This is a genomic window from Peribacillus sp. B2I2, from assembly GCF_041261685.1.
GTDB lineage: Bacteria > Bacillota > Bacilli > Bacillales > DSM-1321 > Peribacillus.
Window position 1 is genome coordinate 1,575,628 of the sequence record NZ_JBGCCB010000001.1, and the last position, 15,690, is coordinate 1,591,317.

Genomic DNA, 15,690 nt, shown 5'->3' on the forward strand with positions numbered 1-15,690 from the left:
GTCATGTTGGAGTTTGATTCTAATTTAGAACAATTAGCAACGATAAAAGTAATAGGTGTTGGCGGCGGCGGAAACAATGCGGTAAACAGAATGATCGAGCATGGTGTACAGGGTGTTGAGTTTATTTCTGTCAATACTGATGCACAGGCTCTTAATCTATCAAAAGCAGAAATTAAAATGCAAATCGGTGGGAAGCTTACACGCGGTTTGGGTGCAGGTGCCAATCCGGAGGTAGGAAAAAAAGCTGCAGAAGAAAGCAAAGAGCAGATTGAAGAAGCGCTAAAAGGTGCCGATATGGTATTCGTAACGGCTGGAATGGGCGGCGGTACGGGAACGGGGGCTGCTCCTGTCATCGCTGGCATTGCTAAAGATTTAGGGGCGCTTACAGTCGGTGTAGTTACTCGCCCATTTACTTTCGAAGGCCGAAAACGTGCAACACAGGCACAAGGCGGCATTTCATCCATGAAGGAATCGGTTGATACACTGATCGTCATTCCGAATGACCGTCTCCTTGAAATCGTCGATAAAAGCACACCAATGCTTGAAGCATTCCGTGAAGCCGATAATGTACTTCGTCAAGGTGTACAAGGGATTTCAGATTTAATCGCTGTTCCAGGTCTTATAAACTTGGACTTTGCCGATGTTAAGACCATCATGTCCAACAAAGGTTCCGCACTAATGGGAATCGGGATTTCCTCAGGGGAAAACCGTGCAGCAGAAGCGGCGAAAAAAGCCATCTCCAGTCCGCTGCTTGAAACATCGATTGATGGTGCCCAAGGCGTGCTGATGAATATTACCGGTGGTACGAACCTAAGTCTTTTTGAAGTCCAGGAAGCGGCCGATATCGTGGCTACTGCATCCGATCAAGACGTAAACATGATTTTTGGTTCGGTTATCAATGAAAATCTTAAAGATGAAATCGTCGTTACAGTAATTGCAACAGGCTTTAACGAGGTTGAAGCTTCAATAAGGCCTACAGGACGTCCGACACTCGGACAACAGCAGCAATCAAGACCTCAGACACAACAAACGCCACAGTCAAACGTGAAGCGTGAAGTGAAGAGAGAAGAAGTCAATGAACAGCCTGCACGTAATGCCAATCAAGGTGAAGAGGCCTTGGATATTCCAACCTTCCTCCGTAACCGTAATAGACGCCGTTAATATCGACGTCATATGCCGTTCCCATTTGGGGACGGTTTTTTGTCGTCTGAAAAATGAATTCATAAAAATGCAATTGTGTCCATTGACCTTAATGATGATGGGGCTTTCTCGGGCATTGTCACTCTGATCGAATAGCTAATCGAAATCTGGAAAATTGCACCCTTGATCGGTGTCTGAATGCTCCGGTTCGGTGGAAGGCCCGATTCCGCTTCTTGATGGAGTTCCTGGTCATGCACCTTCGTTTACGGTTACCGGGTCGGGCCATTTATATTTGGTAAATGTAACAAGATAAGAGAGTCAATAAATTATTAAACTTTTATAACATAAATCGACAGTAGTAAAAGGGAGCAGGATAGTCTCTAAGACAGTATTGAAAATATCAATAGCTGTTTTTCTACAAAAAGGGTAAAAATGACTGAAAAAATCTTAAGTTTTTCAGTACAAAAAGTGACACACTTTCTAAGGGCAGGTACGCTATACTTTTTGCTAGTGGAAGGTTAGTTCATAAAAGGAGGGGAGGGTGTTTGACCTTATATTTAGATGTGATCTGGTTATTGAATTGGTTATTTGACTGCCTCCTTTTATATTGGACCGCCATCATTCTCAAACGTAGGGTAGCTCTTTGGCGGGTATGCATCGGCGGGCTGATCGGTTCCTTCATTATCGTATTGGCGTTCACTCCTTTTTATGCAATTGCCGACCGAGCGTACATGAAGATTTTTGTATCCCTGGTCATGGTGCTGGCAACCTTTGGGTTCAATAGGTTAAAACTTTTTATGAAATCGGTGGCCACTTTATATTTTGTGACGTTTTTATCGGGAGGTATCCTGCTGGGACTTCACTACCTATTTGAATTTCAAATCGTTTCCAAGGACCCTGGTCAATATGCAGGAATCAATCGTTTTGGTGACCCTGTCAGCTGGATATTTGTAATGATTGGGTTCCCGCTCGCTTGGCAATTTTCCAAGCGAACACTTGAAGGGATGGAGATGACAAAGCTTACACATGAACAAATGGTTTCGGTCTCGGTTAAAATTTCTGAATTTGAAGGTACGTTTCTTGGTTTGGTGGATAGCGGCAATCAATTATATGATCCGATTACACGTTCCCCAGTGATGATCATCTCTCTTTCAGGCGGAGAAGCAGGAATTCCAAACGACATGCTAGAGCTCTTTAAAAACCCTGATAACCTGATTAAGCAGGAAGTACAGCCCGAATATTCATGGACCGGAAGAATGCGTGTCATCCCTTATAAAGTCGTGGGTCATGAACATCAGCTGTTAACCGCAATCAAGCCGGATTACATTAAAATCGTTCAAGGGGAAAAAGAATATCATGTCAAGCAGGGTCTCGTTTCGTTTACCTTTCAGCAACTCTCTCCCGACAATAGCTATCAATCTATCGTTCACCCGAAAATGTTAACCGGAATACCGGTGCAAAATGCCTCCTGATTCATTGATTCATTCTTAAATTTGAACCATAATCCGTTTATTAGAAGGGAGAATTATTTTGAAGAAATTCATTCTTCGGCTCACTTATTTTTGGTACAAACTATTGTTCAAGCTCGGATTGAAAACGGACGAAATATTTTATATAGGAGGGAGTGAGGCACTGCCGCCGCCCCTTTCAAAGGAAGAAGAGGCAATACTGATCAATAAATTACCCAAGGGCGATGAAGCTGCACGATCGATCTTAATTGAACGGAATTTAAGGCTGGTGGTTTATATTGCCAGGAAATTTGAAAATACGGGCATCAATATTGAAGATTTAATCAGCATTGGTACCATAGGTTTGATCAAAGCTGTGAATACATTCAATCCTGAGAAGAAAATTAAACTGGCTACATATGCTTCGAGATGCATCGAGAATGAAATATTAATGTATTTACGCAGAAATAACAAAATCCGTTCTGAAGTTTCTTTTGATGAACCTCTGAATATCGATTGGGATGGAAATGAACTACTGTTATCCGATGTCCTTGGAACTGACGATGACATCATCACGAAGGACCTCGAGGCAAACGTTGACCGCAAGCTGCTGACAAAAGCACTTACGCAGTTATCCGAACGTGAAAAACAGATAATGGAACTCCGTTTTGGACTTGCAGGTGGGGAAGAAAAAACACAAAAGGATGTTGCCGATATGCTGGGGATTTCCCAATCCTACATTTCACGTTTGGAAAAAAGGATTATTAAGAGGCTTCGAAAAGAATTTAATAAAATGGTGTAAAAAAATAAAGAGCTTAAATGCCAATTAAATCAATACTTTGTTAGCTATTTTGAAAAATAATGATGATTTTCCGTTCTAGCCATGTGCATATTTTTTCCTCCCGCGGAAATACTGTTTTTTGTACAGCGCTCCTGTGAGGAGGGAATAATTTTGTCTCGTAATAAGGTTGAAATCTGCGGTGTGGATACATCAAAATTACCGGTTTTAAAGAATGAAGAAATGAGAAAACTCTTTAAAGAACTGCAAGATGGCGATATTTCAGCAAGAGAGAAACTGGTAAACGGGAATCTTCGACTCGTTCTAAGCGTCATTCAGCGCTTCAACAATCGGGGAGAGTATGTAGATGATCTATTTCAGGTAGGCTGTATAGGGTTAATGAAGTCGATAGATAACTTTGACCTAGGTCAAAATGTTAAGTTTTCAACGTATGCTGTACCGATGATTATTGGAGAAATCAGAAGATATCTTCGTGACAATAATCCGATTCGGGTATCCCGTTCTTTAAGAGACATCGCTTACAAAGCTTTGCAGGTAAAAGAAAAGCTCATAAGTCAGACCCTTCGTGAGCCGACAGCTGAAGAAATCGCCAAGGTGTTGGAAGTACCTCATGAAGAAATTGTTTTTGCACTAGATGCTATACAAGATCCAGTTTCACTTTTTGAACCGATTTATAATGATGGCGGGGATCCGATTTATGTACTCGACCAACTGAGTGACGAAAAAAATAAAGATAGTACCTGGATTGATGAAATAGCTATAAATGAAGGCATGAGACGGTTGAATGACCGGGAAAAAATGATCCTTCGCAAACGGTTTTTCCAAGGGAAGACGCAAATGGAGGTAGCCGAGGAAATTGGCATTTCACAAGCGCAAGTATCCCGATTGGAAAAAGCGGCAATCAAGCAAATGAATAAAAATATCCAACAGTAGAAGCTGAGCATGAGAAAAAGTTAGCTGAAGCGGGTAGGGCAAAAATGTCGATTACCCGCTTATCAGCAACTTATCCATAGCGGCTTTTTTATTTTGTGAAAATCCCTTCCAGAAGGGAATCGGAAACTGTATGTACGTTTATTTATCGTATTCTTCATCCTTGAGTGAATCATGTCATATACATAGGAATAGGACCTTCATCTATGATGAAATTTTGAGGAGTTGAGTGATATGACCAGGATTTCCGAATTTCAAATTAAGGATATCGTCAATATAGCCGATGGAAAGAAATTAGGTAATATGTCAGATCTTGAAATCAATACGGCCACAGGGAAAATAGAGGCCATCATCGTTTCAAATGGAACAAGGCTAATGGGTTTCTTCGGGAGGGAACAGGATATTGTGATTCCCTGGCGCAAAATAAAAAAAATCGGTGCAGATGTCATTCTTGTTGAACATCAGACGGTATTTCAAGCAGAGCTGAAAGATGAACGGTTTTAAAGGTACATGGCGTAAATATATGATACACTAGACTAAAACTAAAGAGGTTTATAGCATGAAAGAGCCATTTGTTTTAGTAAAAGACCAATATATGCTCATTGACAGCTGGAGACAACAAAATCTCCAGCTCGTAGCGGGCTTCACCACAAAAAATGGGGGAGTCAGTTCAGGGGATTTTCAAACATTGAATACCGGTTTTCATGTCGGGGATAAGCTTGAAGATGTCCAGGGAAACCGCAGGATTTTAGCCGATAAGCTGTTGTTTCCGCTTAATGAATGGATAGGCGCCGAGCAGACACATGAAACGAATATCCATCAAGTTACCAGCCGCGATGGCGGAAGAGGTGCAATGGATTATGATTCTGCCTTTAAAGCAACTGACGGATTTTATACAAAGGATCAAAATGTTTTACTGACCCTTTGCTATGCGGACTGCGTGCCCTTATACTTTCTTGCTCCGGCACATGGTATGATTGGGGTGGCACATGCTGGCTGGAAGGGTACCGTTAATGGAATTGCCCGAAAAATGGTTGAGGTATGGCTAGATAAGGGTATAAAGGCAACGGAGATATTTGCTGTTATTGGACCTTCGATTTGTTCGAAGTGCTATGTAGTGGATGATCATGTTATGGATTTAGTGCAGAATTTGCTGGTAGATAATGACGAAAAGCCATATAATTTAATCAGTGAAGGTCAATATCAGTTAGATCTTAAGCAACTTAATGCATTGATTCTTCAAAAATCAGGAATTCCAAAAAGTCAGATCGACGTTACATCATACTGTACAAGCTGTGATCATGAATTGTTTTTTTCGCATCGCCGTGATAACGGGAAGACAGGTAGATTGATGAGTTTTATCGGTTGGAAGGAGGATTTAGGGTAAGTGAAAGTAGTGGACAATTTAAAAAACATCGAAGAAAAAATAAATATAGCATGTGAAAATAGTGGAAGGGACCGTAAAGATATAAGGTTAATCGCAGTGACGAAATATGTTTCGGTCGAGAGGGCAAATGAAGCATTGGAAGCGGGAATAATTGATTTGGGTGAAAACCGTGACGAAGGGCTTTTGAATAAATATGAAGTGCTGAAGGACAAGCCCCACTGGCATTATATTGGTTCCATGCAAACACGAAAAGTAAAGAATGTCATCGATAAAATTTCTTATATCCATTCGTTGGATCGCATTTCTTTGGCGGAAGAAATTCAAAAACGCGCAAATGAGCCGATAAACTGTTTAGTGCAGGTGAACGTTTCAGGTGAGGAATCGAAACATGGCCTGAATTCTGAGGCGACAATGGATTTCATAAAAGGGTTAGCTGTTTTTGATAAGGTGAATGTTGCAGGATTGATGACGATGGCTCCTTTGACGGATGATGAACAGGTTTTGCGGAAATGCTTCCGGAAACTGAAGGGCATCCAGGTGGAAATACAAAATGCCGGGTTGAAGCATGCCCCCTGCACTGAATTGTCCATGGGGATGTCCAATGATTTCATGATTGCCATTGAAGAAGGCGCAACAATGATTAGGATTGGTACTGCACTTGTAGGCGAATAATTTTAAGGAGGTACGCTATAGATGTCGTTCGTATCAAAATTTAAATCTTATTTCGCTCTGGATGATGAGTATGAGTACAAGGATGAAGTGATGGAAGAAGAGGAGGCTGAACCAAAAGTCGTGAAGTCAGGTAAACAGCAGCAGCCCGCTTCTGCAGGGAATAATACCAATCAGAATATCGTAAGTTTGCAAAGCGTACAGAAATCTTCTAAAGTAGTATTATTGGAGCCTCGTGCTTATGCAGAAGCCCAGGAAGTAGCTGATCATTTAAAAAACAGACGTGCTGTTGTTGTGAACCTTCAACGAATCCAGCATGATCAAGGAAAACGAATCATCGATTTTCTAAGTGGGACTGTCTATGCAATCAGCGGGGATATCCAAAAAATCGGAACAGATATATTCTTATGTACCCCGGACAACGTCGATGTTTCCGGTAATATTACCGGCTTTGCGGCCGAAGAGGAGTACGAAGAAGCGAGGTGGTAATGGTTAATGGGTTTAGTGCTTCAGGGTTTATATTATTTAATAGAAATTTATTCAATGGCATTAATCGGTTACATATTGATGTCATGGTTCCCAAATGCAAGGGAGACATCGATTGGTAAATTCCTTGAAAAGATTTGCGAACCGTATTTAGAACCGTTCAGAAAGTTCATACCGTCACTTGGGATGATCGATCTTTCACCTCTTGTGGCCTTGCTGGTGCTTAATTTTGCCAGCGGTTACGGAATCAATTACTTACAGACTTTAATAGGATGATCAACAATTAACCTGACATGCATCATTACTACACAGTCGGAAGAATTTCCGCTGTGTAGTAGCAAGCAACGAAGAACCAGTTAATCAATTCCTTATGATCGACCATTAACTTGATAGCTAAGGAGCATTTATTCAATCATGAGTATTTATCAGCATTTCAGGCCGGAGGAAAAAGAATTTATTGACCAGGCAATGAATTGGATTGATCAGGTTAAAAATTCCTACGCTCCGAAACTATCTGATTTCCTTGATCCGCGTCAGCAGGAAATTCTTACATCCTTATTAGGGAATGATCCGGATGCGAAACTGCAATTTAATGGCGGGAGCGATTACGTAGAGCGAAAACGTGTGCTCATTTACCCTGATTATTACTCTCCTGAACCATCGGATTTCAATATCTCCTTATACGATATCTCCTATCCAAAAAAGTTTGTTACGCTTGAACATAGGCAAATACTTGGAACCTTGATGTCACTTGGGGTAAAACGTGAAAAATTTGGTGATATAATAGTGACGGAGGAGCATATTCAATTTATAGCTGCCGAGGAGATGGATTTATATCTCACAGGAAACCTGGAGAAAATAGGTAACGCTTCCGTTACCATCAAACGGATTCCAATCGGGAATATCATCCAAGTTAACGAAGAATGGGAAGAGCAAGTATCCACCGTCAGTTCTCTTAGGCTTGACAGTGTGCTATCGTCCGTCCTGAATATGTCCCGTCAAAAAACGCAAGCCTTGATAACGTCAGGAAAAGTAAAGGTGAATTTCAAGCAAACGGAAAACGTCTCGGAAGAATGCCGTGAGGGTGATACACTTTCCATCAGAGGTTTTGGCAGATGTAAAATAGCTTCAATTGATGGGAAAACCAAGAAGGATAAGTGGAGAATCTCGTTAGGCAGACAAAAATAATTCAATATCAAGCAGGATTCATACATTTATTGTCGAATATAGAGTTTTAACATACTAGAGTAGAAACCGTTCTGGAGGTGCCGTAATGCCCTTAACCCCGATAGATATACATAACAAGGAATTTAACAAGGTATTTCGTGGGTATGATGAAGATGAAGTAAATGAATTTCTCGACCAGGTCATTAAAGATTATGAACTGATTTTGAGGGAGAAGAAAGAAATTGAAGATAAACTAAACGAGACATATGATCGTTTGGGACATTTTACGACAATTGAGGGTACACTTAATAAGTCGATTATTGTCGCACAAGAAGCAGCCGAAGAATTAAGGCGCAATGCCCAAAAAGAAGCGAAACTGATCATAAAGGAAGCAGAGAAAAATGCTGACCGGATCGTCAATGAGTCACTTGTGAAAGCAAGGAAAATTGCTATGGATATCGAAGATTTGAAAAAGCAATCCAAAGTATTCCGGACGCGTTTCAAAATGCTTGTCGGTGCACAGCTGGATTTGCTGGACAATGACGATTGGGATCATCTTCTGGATTATGAAGTAGATGCGACTGAAATTGAATTAAATGAGAGAGTGGAAGAGGAAATTTAAACGATTCCTTGACTTTGAACACTTTTTTCGCATATAATTTTTTAACAATACTATTCATTATGACATTAGGCGATGACAGGGAAAGTAAATTCTTCACACACTTATTTTTAGCGAACCGGGGATGGTGAAAGCCCGGAATAAGCGAAGATATTGAAGATCACCCTTGAGTTCTGAGTTGAACCTGCTTTTGCAGTAAGTAAATGAAGCGTTTCATTCACGTTACGAATGCTCGAGAGGTTGGATTCACTTTGTGGATCTTTCTAGCCAGGGTGGTACCGCGGGAAGCTAAGCTTTCTCGTCCCTTTTTTCAGGGATGAGAAGGCTTTTTATTTTGGCCGGATATCAAGTCATTGGTTCGAATGAATTTTTGTAAAGACGGATGGAGGATTTTATGATGGAATACAAAGATACCTTATTGATGCCTAAAACTGAATTTCCAATGCGGGGGAATTTGCCGAAACGTGAGCCGGAAATTCAAGAAAAATGGAAAGAAATGAACATCTATAAAAAAGTGCAGGAACAAACGGAAGGACGCCCTTTATTCATTTTGCATGATGGACCTCCATATGCTAACGGCGATATCCATATGGGCCATGCAATGAATAAGGTTTTAAAGGATTTCATTGTCCGATTTAAATCGATGAGCGGTTTTCAAGCACCGTATGTACCTGGCTGGGATACGCATGGGCTTCCAATCGAAACGGCATTGACAAAAAAAGGCGTGAAACGGAAAGAAATGAGCGTTGCCGAGTTCAGGAAGCTTTGTGAAGAGTATGCTTATGTTCAGATTGACAATCAACGTGAGCAGTTTAAGAGAATAGGGGTCCGTGGTGATTGGGATAATCCTTATATCACATTAAAGCCTGAATATGAAGCACAGCAAATCAAGGTCTTCGGTGAAATGGCGAAAAAAGGCTATATCTATAAAGGGAAAAAACCTGTTTACTGGTCTCCATCAAGTGAATCAGCCCTAGCCGAAGCTGAAATTGAATATCAAGACAAACGTTCTGCGTCAATCTATGTTGCTTTTGAAGTCACGGATGGCAAAGGTGTAATCGAAGAAGGCGTAAAAATCATCATCTGGACGACAACTCCATGGACGATTCCTGCTAACCTTGGTATCTCATTACATCCGCAATTAAATTACGTAGTAGTGGCTGTCGAAAATGACAAATTCTTAATTGCTGAAGCACTCCTTGAATCGGTTACAGAAACTTTAGGCTGGGATAACCCGTCTATCCTGAAAACGGTAAAAGGGAGCGAGTTGGACCGTGCTGTTGCCAAACACCCTCTTTATGACCGCGAATCTTTAATCATGTTGGGTGAGCACGTAACAACTGAAGCAGGTACGGGGTGTGTTCATACTGCACCTGGACATGGTGAAGATGACTTTATCATTGGGCAAAAATACGGCTTGGACGTACTTTGTCCTGTAGATGAAAAAGGAGTCATGACGGAAGAGGCAGGGGAATTTGCTGGGTTATTTTATGATCAAGCGAATAAACCAATTACTGAAAAATTAACAGAAGCAGGCGCGTTATTGAACTTGACGTTCATTACACACTCTTACCCACATGACTGGCGGACTAAGAAACCAACGATTTTCCGTGCAACAGCACAATGGTTTGCGTCAATCAAAGACTTCCGAAGTGAACTTCTGGAAGCGATTGAAGAAACCAAATGGGTACCCGCTTGGGGCGAAACTCGCTTATTCAATATGGTCCGTGACCGCGGGGATTGGTGTATTTCCCGCCAACGTGCATGGGGCGTGCCAATTCCAGTCATTTATGCAGAAAATGGCGAGCCGATCATTACAGATGAAACCATCAACCATATTTCAAATCTATTCCGCGAACACGGTTCGAACATCTGGTTTGAGCGTGAAGCGAAAGACATTCTGCCTGAAGGCTATACACATGAAGGCAGCCCGAATGGCATCTTCACGAAAGAAACGGATATCATGGACGTATGGTTTGACTCAGGTTCTTCTCATCAAGCGGTACTTGAAGAAAGAGACGACCTGCAGCGCCCTGCTGACCTTTATTTAGAAGGTTCCGATCAGTACCGCGGCTGGTTTAACTCGTCACTTTCAACAAGTGTTGCGGTTACGGGCAAAGCACCATATAAAGGTGTGTTGAGCCACGGGTTCGCATTGGATGGCGAAGGCCGTAAAATGAGTAAGTCAATTGGGAACGTTGTCCTGCCATCCAAGGTCATGAACCAACTTGGTGCAGATATTTTACGCCTTTGGGTTGCTTCGGTGGATTACCAATCGGATGTCAGGGTTTCCGATCCTATTTTAAAACAAGTTTCGGAAGTGTACCGTAAAATCCGTAATACATTCCGCTTCCTGTTAGGGAACTTGGATGGATTTAATCCAGAAACCGATAAAGTGGCAGTCCAGGAGTTACCTGAAGTCGATCGGTACATGCTAGTTAAATTGAATAAGCTGATCACCCAGTCGAAGCTAAGTTATGAAAATTATGAGTTTGCTACAATTTATAATATGGTCAATAATTTCTGCACTCAGGATTTAAGTTCGTTCTACCTGGATTATGCAAAAGACATTCTTTATTGTGAAGCACCAAATGGTAAAGAGCGGTTAGCCATTCAGACTGTCCTTTACGAATCATTGGTCAGCTTAACGAAATTGGTGTCACCGATCCTTTCGCATACATCTGATGAAGTATGGGCGTTCATTCCGGGTGTAACGGAAGAAAGTGTACAGTTGACATTGATGCCTGAAGCAATTTCCATTGATGGTGCTGACGTCATTGAAGAAAAATGGACGGCGTTCATGAACGTCCGTGATAATGTACTAAAAGCATTAGAAGAAGCCCGTAACCAGAAGGTCATCGGAAAATCACTGAACGCAAAAGTGATGGTATATGTTAATGAAGAAACGAAGAATCTGCTGGATAGCATCAAGGAAAGCTTTGAACAGTTATTCATTGTATCCGAATTTGAAATCGCTGGCGATGTGGCAAGTGCCCCTACAGAAGCGGTGAAGCTTGAGGATATAGCGATTCTTGTTACCAAAGCAGAAGGTGAAACGTGTGAACGTTGCTGGAATGTTTCGAAAGAAGTAGGTCACGTGGAAGAGCATCCAACACTTTGCCCGCGTTGTGCAACAGTCGTTAAAGAGCATTATGTGAATCAATAATTCCAAAAGGTAAGCCGGTCCCTTTATGAAGGGACCGGCTTTTTGGTGGAAATGATAGAAGCAAAGGCTAAAAACTTTTTTGATAGTATAACAACCTCCATAAGGAATGTTGCCTTTTTTCAATCGGCCCTTTATTCTTCAGGTACAGATAACTGACTTCTGTTTTTCGGATTAGTCATTATTTCTAGTTTATGCTACAATTCAAAAGTGAAGATTTGATTAGTTTGGGGGAAAAAATGTGTTTTATTATTTGATTGCCCTTTTGGTCATAGCTCTCGATCAGCTGACAAAATGGATGATTGTGAAAAAAATGGAGTACGGAGAAAGCATTGAAATTATTGAAAACCTTCTATATATCACCTCGCATCGTAATCGTGGGGCAGCATGGGGAATTCTACAAGGTCAAATGTGGTTTTTCTACATCATCACCATCGCTGTCATTATTGGACTTGTCTATTATATTCAGAAAATGGCGAAGGACAGCCGTTTGCTTGGAGTTGCACTTGCTCTCATGCTAGGCGGTGCGATTGGTAATTTCATCGATCGTGTTGCTCGTCAGGAAGTAGTGGATTTCGTTCATACCTATATTTTCAGCTACAGTTTCCCGGTATTTAATGTTGCTGATGCTGCGCTTTCAATTGGTGTCGGTCTGCTCGTGATTCATATGTTTTTAGAAGAAAAAAACGCTAAGGAGAAAGATAATGGATAAAAGGTTATACAGCATCGATGAAACACTAAAAGGAGTCAGGATTGATAAAGCTCTTTCCACTTTGAATGAGGAATGGTCACGTACTCAAGTCCAGCAATGGATTAAGGATGACCATGTTTTAGTAAATGGCTTGGCTATAAAGACGAATTACAAAGCTATCCCTGGCGATACAATCGAAGTAACCATTCCTGAACTTGAGGAATTGGATGCGGTAGCAGAGGAAATGGATTTGGATATCTATTATGAAGATGCAGATGTACTCGTTGTTAATAAACCAAGCGGTATGGTCGTCCACCCGGCACCGGGACATGTATCTGGCACGCTTGTAAATGGATTGATGGCTCACTGCAAGGATCTTTCTGGAATCAACGGAGTCATGCGGCCTGGAATCGTCCATCGAATCGACAAAGATACATCAGGTCTATTGATGGTTGCAAAAAATGATATGGCACATGAAAAACTTGTACAGCAGCTGGTTGACAAAACGGTTACACGTAAGTATCAAGCTGTAGTTCATGGTGTGATCCCTCATGACTTCGGAACGATTGATGCACCGATCGGCCGGGATAAAAAAGATCGCCAAAGCATGACTGTCACAGATTCAAATTCCAAAAATGCTGTCACACATTTCCGGGTCATCGAACGTTTCAATGGTTTCACTTTGGTGGAATGCCAGCTTGAAACAGGCAGAACACATCAAATCCGTGTTCACATGAAATACATTGGCTTCCCACTAGCGGGAGATCCGAAATATGGTCCGAAAAAGACCCTGAAATTAGATGGACAAGCATTGCACGCGGGACTTCTTGGTTTCATTCATCCACGTACGAATGAGTATATGGAATTCGAAGCTCCGATTCCGGAAGAGTTTGAAAATCTAATTAATCAATTACGTAGAAGTAAGGATTGACAAATACATTTTTCTGATATATTATAATAACAACTTAATAAGAACCTTTAACACAGTTCAGAGAGACTGAGAAGGAAACGGATACGCAATGTGGGATAATTATACCCATGGCGATAAAATCCTCATGCCTTCTTGGCATGAGGATTTTTTGTTGAAACTGACCTATCAGAAAAAAGGAATCGGGGTGGCCGACATGTTGAATGAGAAAGCCATAGTACTTGATGAGCAGGCCATTAGCAGAGCCTTGACGAGAATTGCCCATGAAATTATTGAGAAGAATAAGGGGATTGAAGATTGCGTCTTAATCGGGATACGCACACGCGGGATTTTCCTTGCTGACCGACTCGCAAAGCGCATCAATCAAATAGAAGGTAAGGAAATAGAGCTGGGTGAACTGGATATTACACTTTATCGCGATGACCTCTCCAAAAAGACCAATGATGGGGAACCCATCGTAAAAGGTTCAGACATCCCGGTCAATATCAGCGACAAGAAAGTGATTTTAGTGGATGATGTCCTTTTCACCGGCAGGACCGTTAGAGCGGCAATGGATGCTCTGGTGGATTTGGGAAGACCTTCGCAAATCCAGCTTGCCGTATTAGTGGATAGGGGACATAGGGAACTGCCTATACGTGCAGATTTCGTCGGGAAAAACGTTCCGACTTCCCAATCTGAAAAAATTACCGTTACTTTAACAGAAGTAGATGAAGTAGATCAAGTTACTATATTAGAAAACTAAACAACATGAAAATTTCATATCACCCTTTTAAAGACAGTCCAGAGAGGCTGGCAAAGGGGAGTCAATCGGGAGAGTTGTGCCATGCATAGGCATTCACCTTCTGAGAAACCCTCTTTGTATATACTGCAAAGAGGGTTTTTGCAGTTTTGATGCAATTTTCATGAGGGGGATACGAAAATGGAAGAAACAAAAAGGGACATCGTACTGGATGTCGAGGACGTGCCAAAGGTTGGCCAGTGGATTACGTTAAGCATCCAGCATTTGTTCGCCATGTTCGGTGCAACGGTGCTAGTGCCATTCCTGGTAGGGTTAAGTCCGGCGGTAGCACTGGTTTCAAGCGGATTAGGCACACTTTCTTACTTATTGATTACCAAAGGGCAGATACCTGCTTATCTCGGTTCATCTTTCGCCTTCATTACGCCAATCATCGCGGCAAAGGCTTTAGGAGGTCCGGAGGCGGCCATGATCGGCTGTTTTGCAGCAGGATTCATATATGGGATAGTAGCTTTGATCATCCAAAAAGTCGGGTTGCGCTGGTTAATGAATTTACTTCCTCCGGTTGTGGTGGGTCCGGTCATTATCGTAATCGGATTAAGCCTTGCCGGAACGGCCGTGGAAATGGCAATGTATGATCCACAAGATAAATACAGCGTCACATATATAGTTATAGCGCTGATCACTTTAGCGGTAACCATTATCTGCAACGTGTTCTTTAAGGGATTCATCAACTTGATTCCCATCTTAATGGGAATCATAGTGGGCTACAGCTGTTCGGCAGTTGCAGGAATAATAGATTATGAACCAATCAAGTCAGCACAATGGTGGGAAATGCCTGACTTCATGTTTCCATATGTAACCTATACACCGACCTTCTCATGGGAGGTCATTGCCATCATGGTACCCGTTGCCATCGTGACTTTATCAGAACATATCGGGCACCAGATGGTACTGAGCAAAGTAGTTGGCAGAAACTTTTTGGAAAAGCCCGGTTTGCATCGTTCGATTTTAGGAGATGGAGCAGGAATCATGATTGGTTCGTTCATCGGTGGTCCACCGCTGACATCATATGGTGAAAATATTGGGGTCCTTACGATGACAAAGGCATTTAGTGTGTATATCATCGGAGGGGCAGCATTAACTGCGATCATCTTTGGCTTTAACGGTAAGATATCAGCAGTCATCAGCTCGATACCTACAGCTGTAATGGGCGGCATTTCCATCTTACTCTTCGGTATCATCGCATCAAGTGGATTAAGGATGCTGATTGATAATAAGGTTGATTTTGACAAGAAAAGAAACCTGATGATAGCTTCAGTCATCCTGGTGTTAGGAATCGGGGGAGCGTTCGTACAACTATCGGACACGGTATCGCTTTCCGGAATGGCACTTTCAGCCATCGTCGGAATCCTTCTTAACTTGATTCTTCCTGACAGGGAAAAAATATCAGGAGACATCTTTGAAAAATAAGTGAAACTGCATTAAACAATAAATCACCTTTTAAAAGAAGTCCAGAGAGGCTTA

At 41.8% G+C, this 15,690-nt stretch carries 16 protein-coding genes; all 16 read left to right on the plus strand.

The genetic code is table 11. The features are described from left to right. Positions 1 to 3 precede the first annotated feature (3 nt). The 16 genes from ftsZ to ABIE66_RS08105 all read left to right on the plus strand — a co-directional run bounded on the left by ftsZ (position 4) and on the right by ABIE66_RS08105 (position 15,636). Entirely contained in the window at positions 4 to 1,161 is a 1,158-nt protein-coding gene (ftsZ, locus tag ABIE66_RS08030; protein WP_289317223.1) for a cell division protein FtsZ, read from the plus strand. Between the two features lie 524 nt (positions 1,162 to 1,685). Beyond that, complete coding sequence (gene spoIIGA, locus ABIE66_RS08035; protein WP_289324335.1) at positions 1,686 to 2,612, plus strand: sigma-E processing peptidase SpoIIGA; 927 nt, start codon at positions 1,686 to 1,688, stop codon at positions 2,610 to 2,612. A 58-nt stretch (positions 2,613 to 2,670) separates the two neighbouring features. Further along, positions 2,671 to 3,390: an RNA polymerase sporulation sigma factor SigE gene (gene sigE / locus ABIE66_RS08040; RefSeq protein ID WP_053345247.1), complete on the plus strand. Its 720-nt coding sequence runs from the start codon at positions 2,671 to 2,673 to the stop codon at positions 3,388 to 3,390. 150 nt (positions 3,391 to 3,540) lie between these two features. Then, complete coding sequence (gene sigG, locus ABIE66_RS08045) at positions 3,541 to 4,320, plus strand: RNA polymerase sporulation sigma factor SigG (protein WP_034313871.1); 780 nt, start codon at positions 3,541 to 3,543, stop codon at positions 4,318 to 4,320. Between the two features lie 231 nt (positions 4,321 to 4,551). Next, complete coding sequence (locus ABIE66_RS08050) at positions 4,552 to 4,821, plus strand: YlmC/YmxH family sporulation protein (RefSeq protein WP_053345249.1); 270 nt, start codon at positions 4,552 to 4,554, stop codon at positions 4,819 to 4,821. 55 nt (positions 4,822 to 4,876) lie between these two features. Then, on the plus strand, positions 4,877 to 5,704 hold the full coding sequence (pgeF, locus tag ABIE66_RS08055; RefSeq protein WP_370014367.1) for a peptidoglycan editing factor PgeF: 828 nt from the start codon (positions 4,877 to 4,879) through the stop codon (positions 5,702 to 5,704). Further along, a complete protein-coding gene (locus tag ABIE66_RS08060) occupies positions 5,705 to 6,376 on the plus strand; it encodes a YggS family pyridoxal phosphate-dependent enzyme (RefSeq protein ID WP_289324337.1) in 672 nt (223 codons plus the stop codon). 21 nt (positions 6,377 to 6,397) lie between these two features. Then, a complete protein-coding gene (locus tag ABIE66_RS08065; RefSeq protein WP_289324338.1) occupies positions 6,398 to 6,862 on the plus strand; it encodes a cell division protein SepF in 465 nt (154 codons plus the stop codon). A 6-nt stretch (positions 6,863 to 6,868) separates the two neighbouring features. After that, positions 6,869 to 7,135, plus strand: a complete 267-nt coding sequence (locus ABIE66_RS08070) for a YggT family protein (RefSeq protein WP_289324339.1) — start codon at positions 6,869 to 6,871, stop codon at positions 7,133 to 7,135. Positions 7,136 to 7,273: 138 nt separating this feature from the next. Further along, a complete protein-coding gene (locus ABIE66_RS08075) occupies positions 7,274 to 8,047 on the plus strand; it encodes a YlmH family RNA-binding protein (RefSeq protein WP_370014368.1) in 774 nt (257 codons plus the stop codon). Between the two features lie 85 nt (positions 8,048 to 8,132). Continuing rightward, complete coding sequence (locus ABIE66_RS08080; RefSeq protein ID WP_057913479.1) at positions 8,133 to 8,648, plus strand: DivIVA domain-containing protein; 516 nt, start codon at positions 8,133 to 8,135, stop codon at positions 8,646 to 8,648. Positions 8,649 to 9,042: 394 nt separating this feature from the next. Continuing rightward, positions 9,043 to 11,811, plus strand: coding sequence for an isoleucine--tRNA ligase (gene ileS, locus ABIE66_RS08085; RefSeq protein WP_370014369.1), 2,769 nt, complete (start codon positions 9,043 to 9,045; stop codon positions 11,809 to 11,811). 238 nt (positions 11,812 to 12,049) lie between these two features. Then, a complete protein-coding gene (lspA, locus tag ABIE66_RS08090) occupies positions 12,050 to 12,520 on the plus strand; it encodes a signal peptidase II (RefSeq protein WP_289324342.1) in 471 nt (156 codons plus the stop codon). After that, positions 12,513 to 13,430 (plus strand): RluA family pseudouridine synthase, encoded by a 918-nt coding sequence (locus tag ABIE66_RS08095; protein ID WP_370014370.1) that lies wholly within the window; start codon positions 12,513 to 12,515, stop codon positions 13,428 to 13,430. Before lspA ends, ABIE66_RS08095 begins: the two co-directional genes overlap by 8 nt. A gap of 193 nt (positions 13,431 to 13,623) precedes the next feature. Further along, positions 13,624 to 14,169: a bifunctional pyr operon transcriptional regulator/uracil phosphoribosyltransferase PyrR gene (gene pyrR, locus ABIE66_RS08100; protein ID WP_289318440.1), complete on the plus strand. Its 546-nt coding sequence runs from the start codon at positions 13,624 to 13,626 to the stop codon at positions 14,167 to 14,169. Between the two features lie 177 nt (positions 14,170 to 14,346). After that, the gene (locus ABIE66_RS08105) at positions 14,347 to 15,636 is read left to right on the plus strand and encodes a solute carrier family 23 protein (RefSeq protein WP_370014371.1); all 1,290 of its coding nucleotides are present in this window, start codon (positions 14,347 to 14,349) and stop codon (positions 15,634 to 15,636) included. The last annotated feature ends 54 nt before the right edge of the window (positions 15,637 to 15,690 follow it).

What these genes read in the sequence shown, in the direction of transcription:
- ABIE66_RS08105 (WP_370014371.1), top strand. Translation starts at nt 14,347, where the DNA reads ATGGAAGAAACAAAAAGGGACATCGTACTGGATGTCGAGGACGTGCCA.
- pgeF (WP_370014367.1), top strand. Translation starts at nt 4,877, where the DNA reads ATGAAAGAGCCATTTGTTTTAGTAAAAGACCAATATATGCTCATTGAC.
- ABIE66_RS08080 (WP_057913479.1), top strand. Translation starts at nt 8,133, where the DNA reads ATGCCCTTAACCCCGATAGATATACATAACAAGGAATTTAACAAGGTA.
- ABIE66_RS08065 (WP_289324338.1), top strand. Translation starts at nt 6,398, where the DNA reads ATGTCGTTCGTATCAAAATTTAAATCTTATTTCGCTCTGGATGATGAG.
- ABIE66_RS08050 (WP_053345249.1), top strand. Translation starts at nt 4,552, where the DNA reads ATGACCAGGATTTCCGAATTTCAAATTAAGGATATCGTCAATATAGCC.
- ABIE66_RS08070 (WP_289324339.1), top strand. Translation starts at nt 6,869, where the DNA reads ATGGGTTTAGTGCTTCAGGGTTTATATTATTTAATAGAAATTTATTCA.
- pyrR (WP_289318440.1), top strand. Translation starts at nt 13,624, where the DNA reads ATGTTGAATGAGAAAGCCATAGTACTTGATGAGCAGGCCATTAGCAGA.
- ABIE66_RS08095 (WP_370014370.1), top strand. Translation starts at nt 12,513, where the DNA reads ATGGATAAAAGGTTATACAGCATCGATGAAACACTAAAAGGAGTCAGG.
- ftsZ (WP_289317223.1), top strand. Translation starts at nt 4, where the DNA reads ATGTTGGAGTTTGATTCTAATTTAGAACAATTAGCAACGATAAAAGTA.
- ileS (WP_370014369.1), top strand. Translation starts at nt 9,043, where the DNA reads ATGGAATACAAAGATACCTTATTGATGCCTAAAACTGAATTTCCAATG.
- ABIE66_RS08075 (WP_370014368.1), top strand. Translation starts at nt 7,274, where the DNA reads ATGAGTATTTATCAGCATTTCAGGCCGGAGGAAAAAGAATTTATTGAC.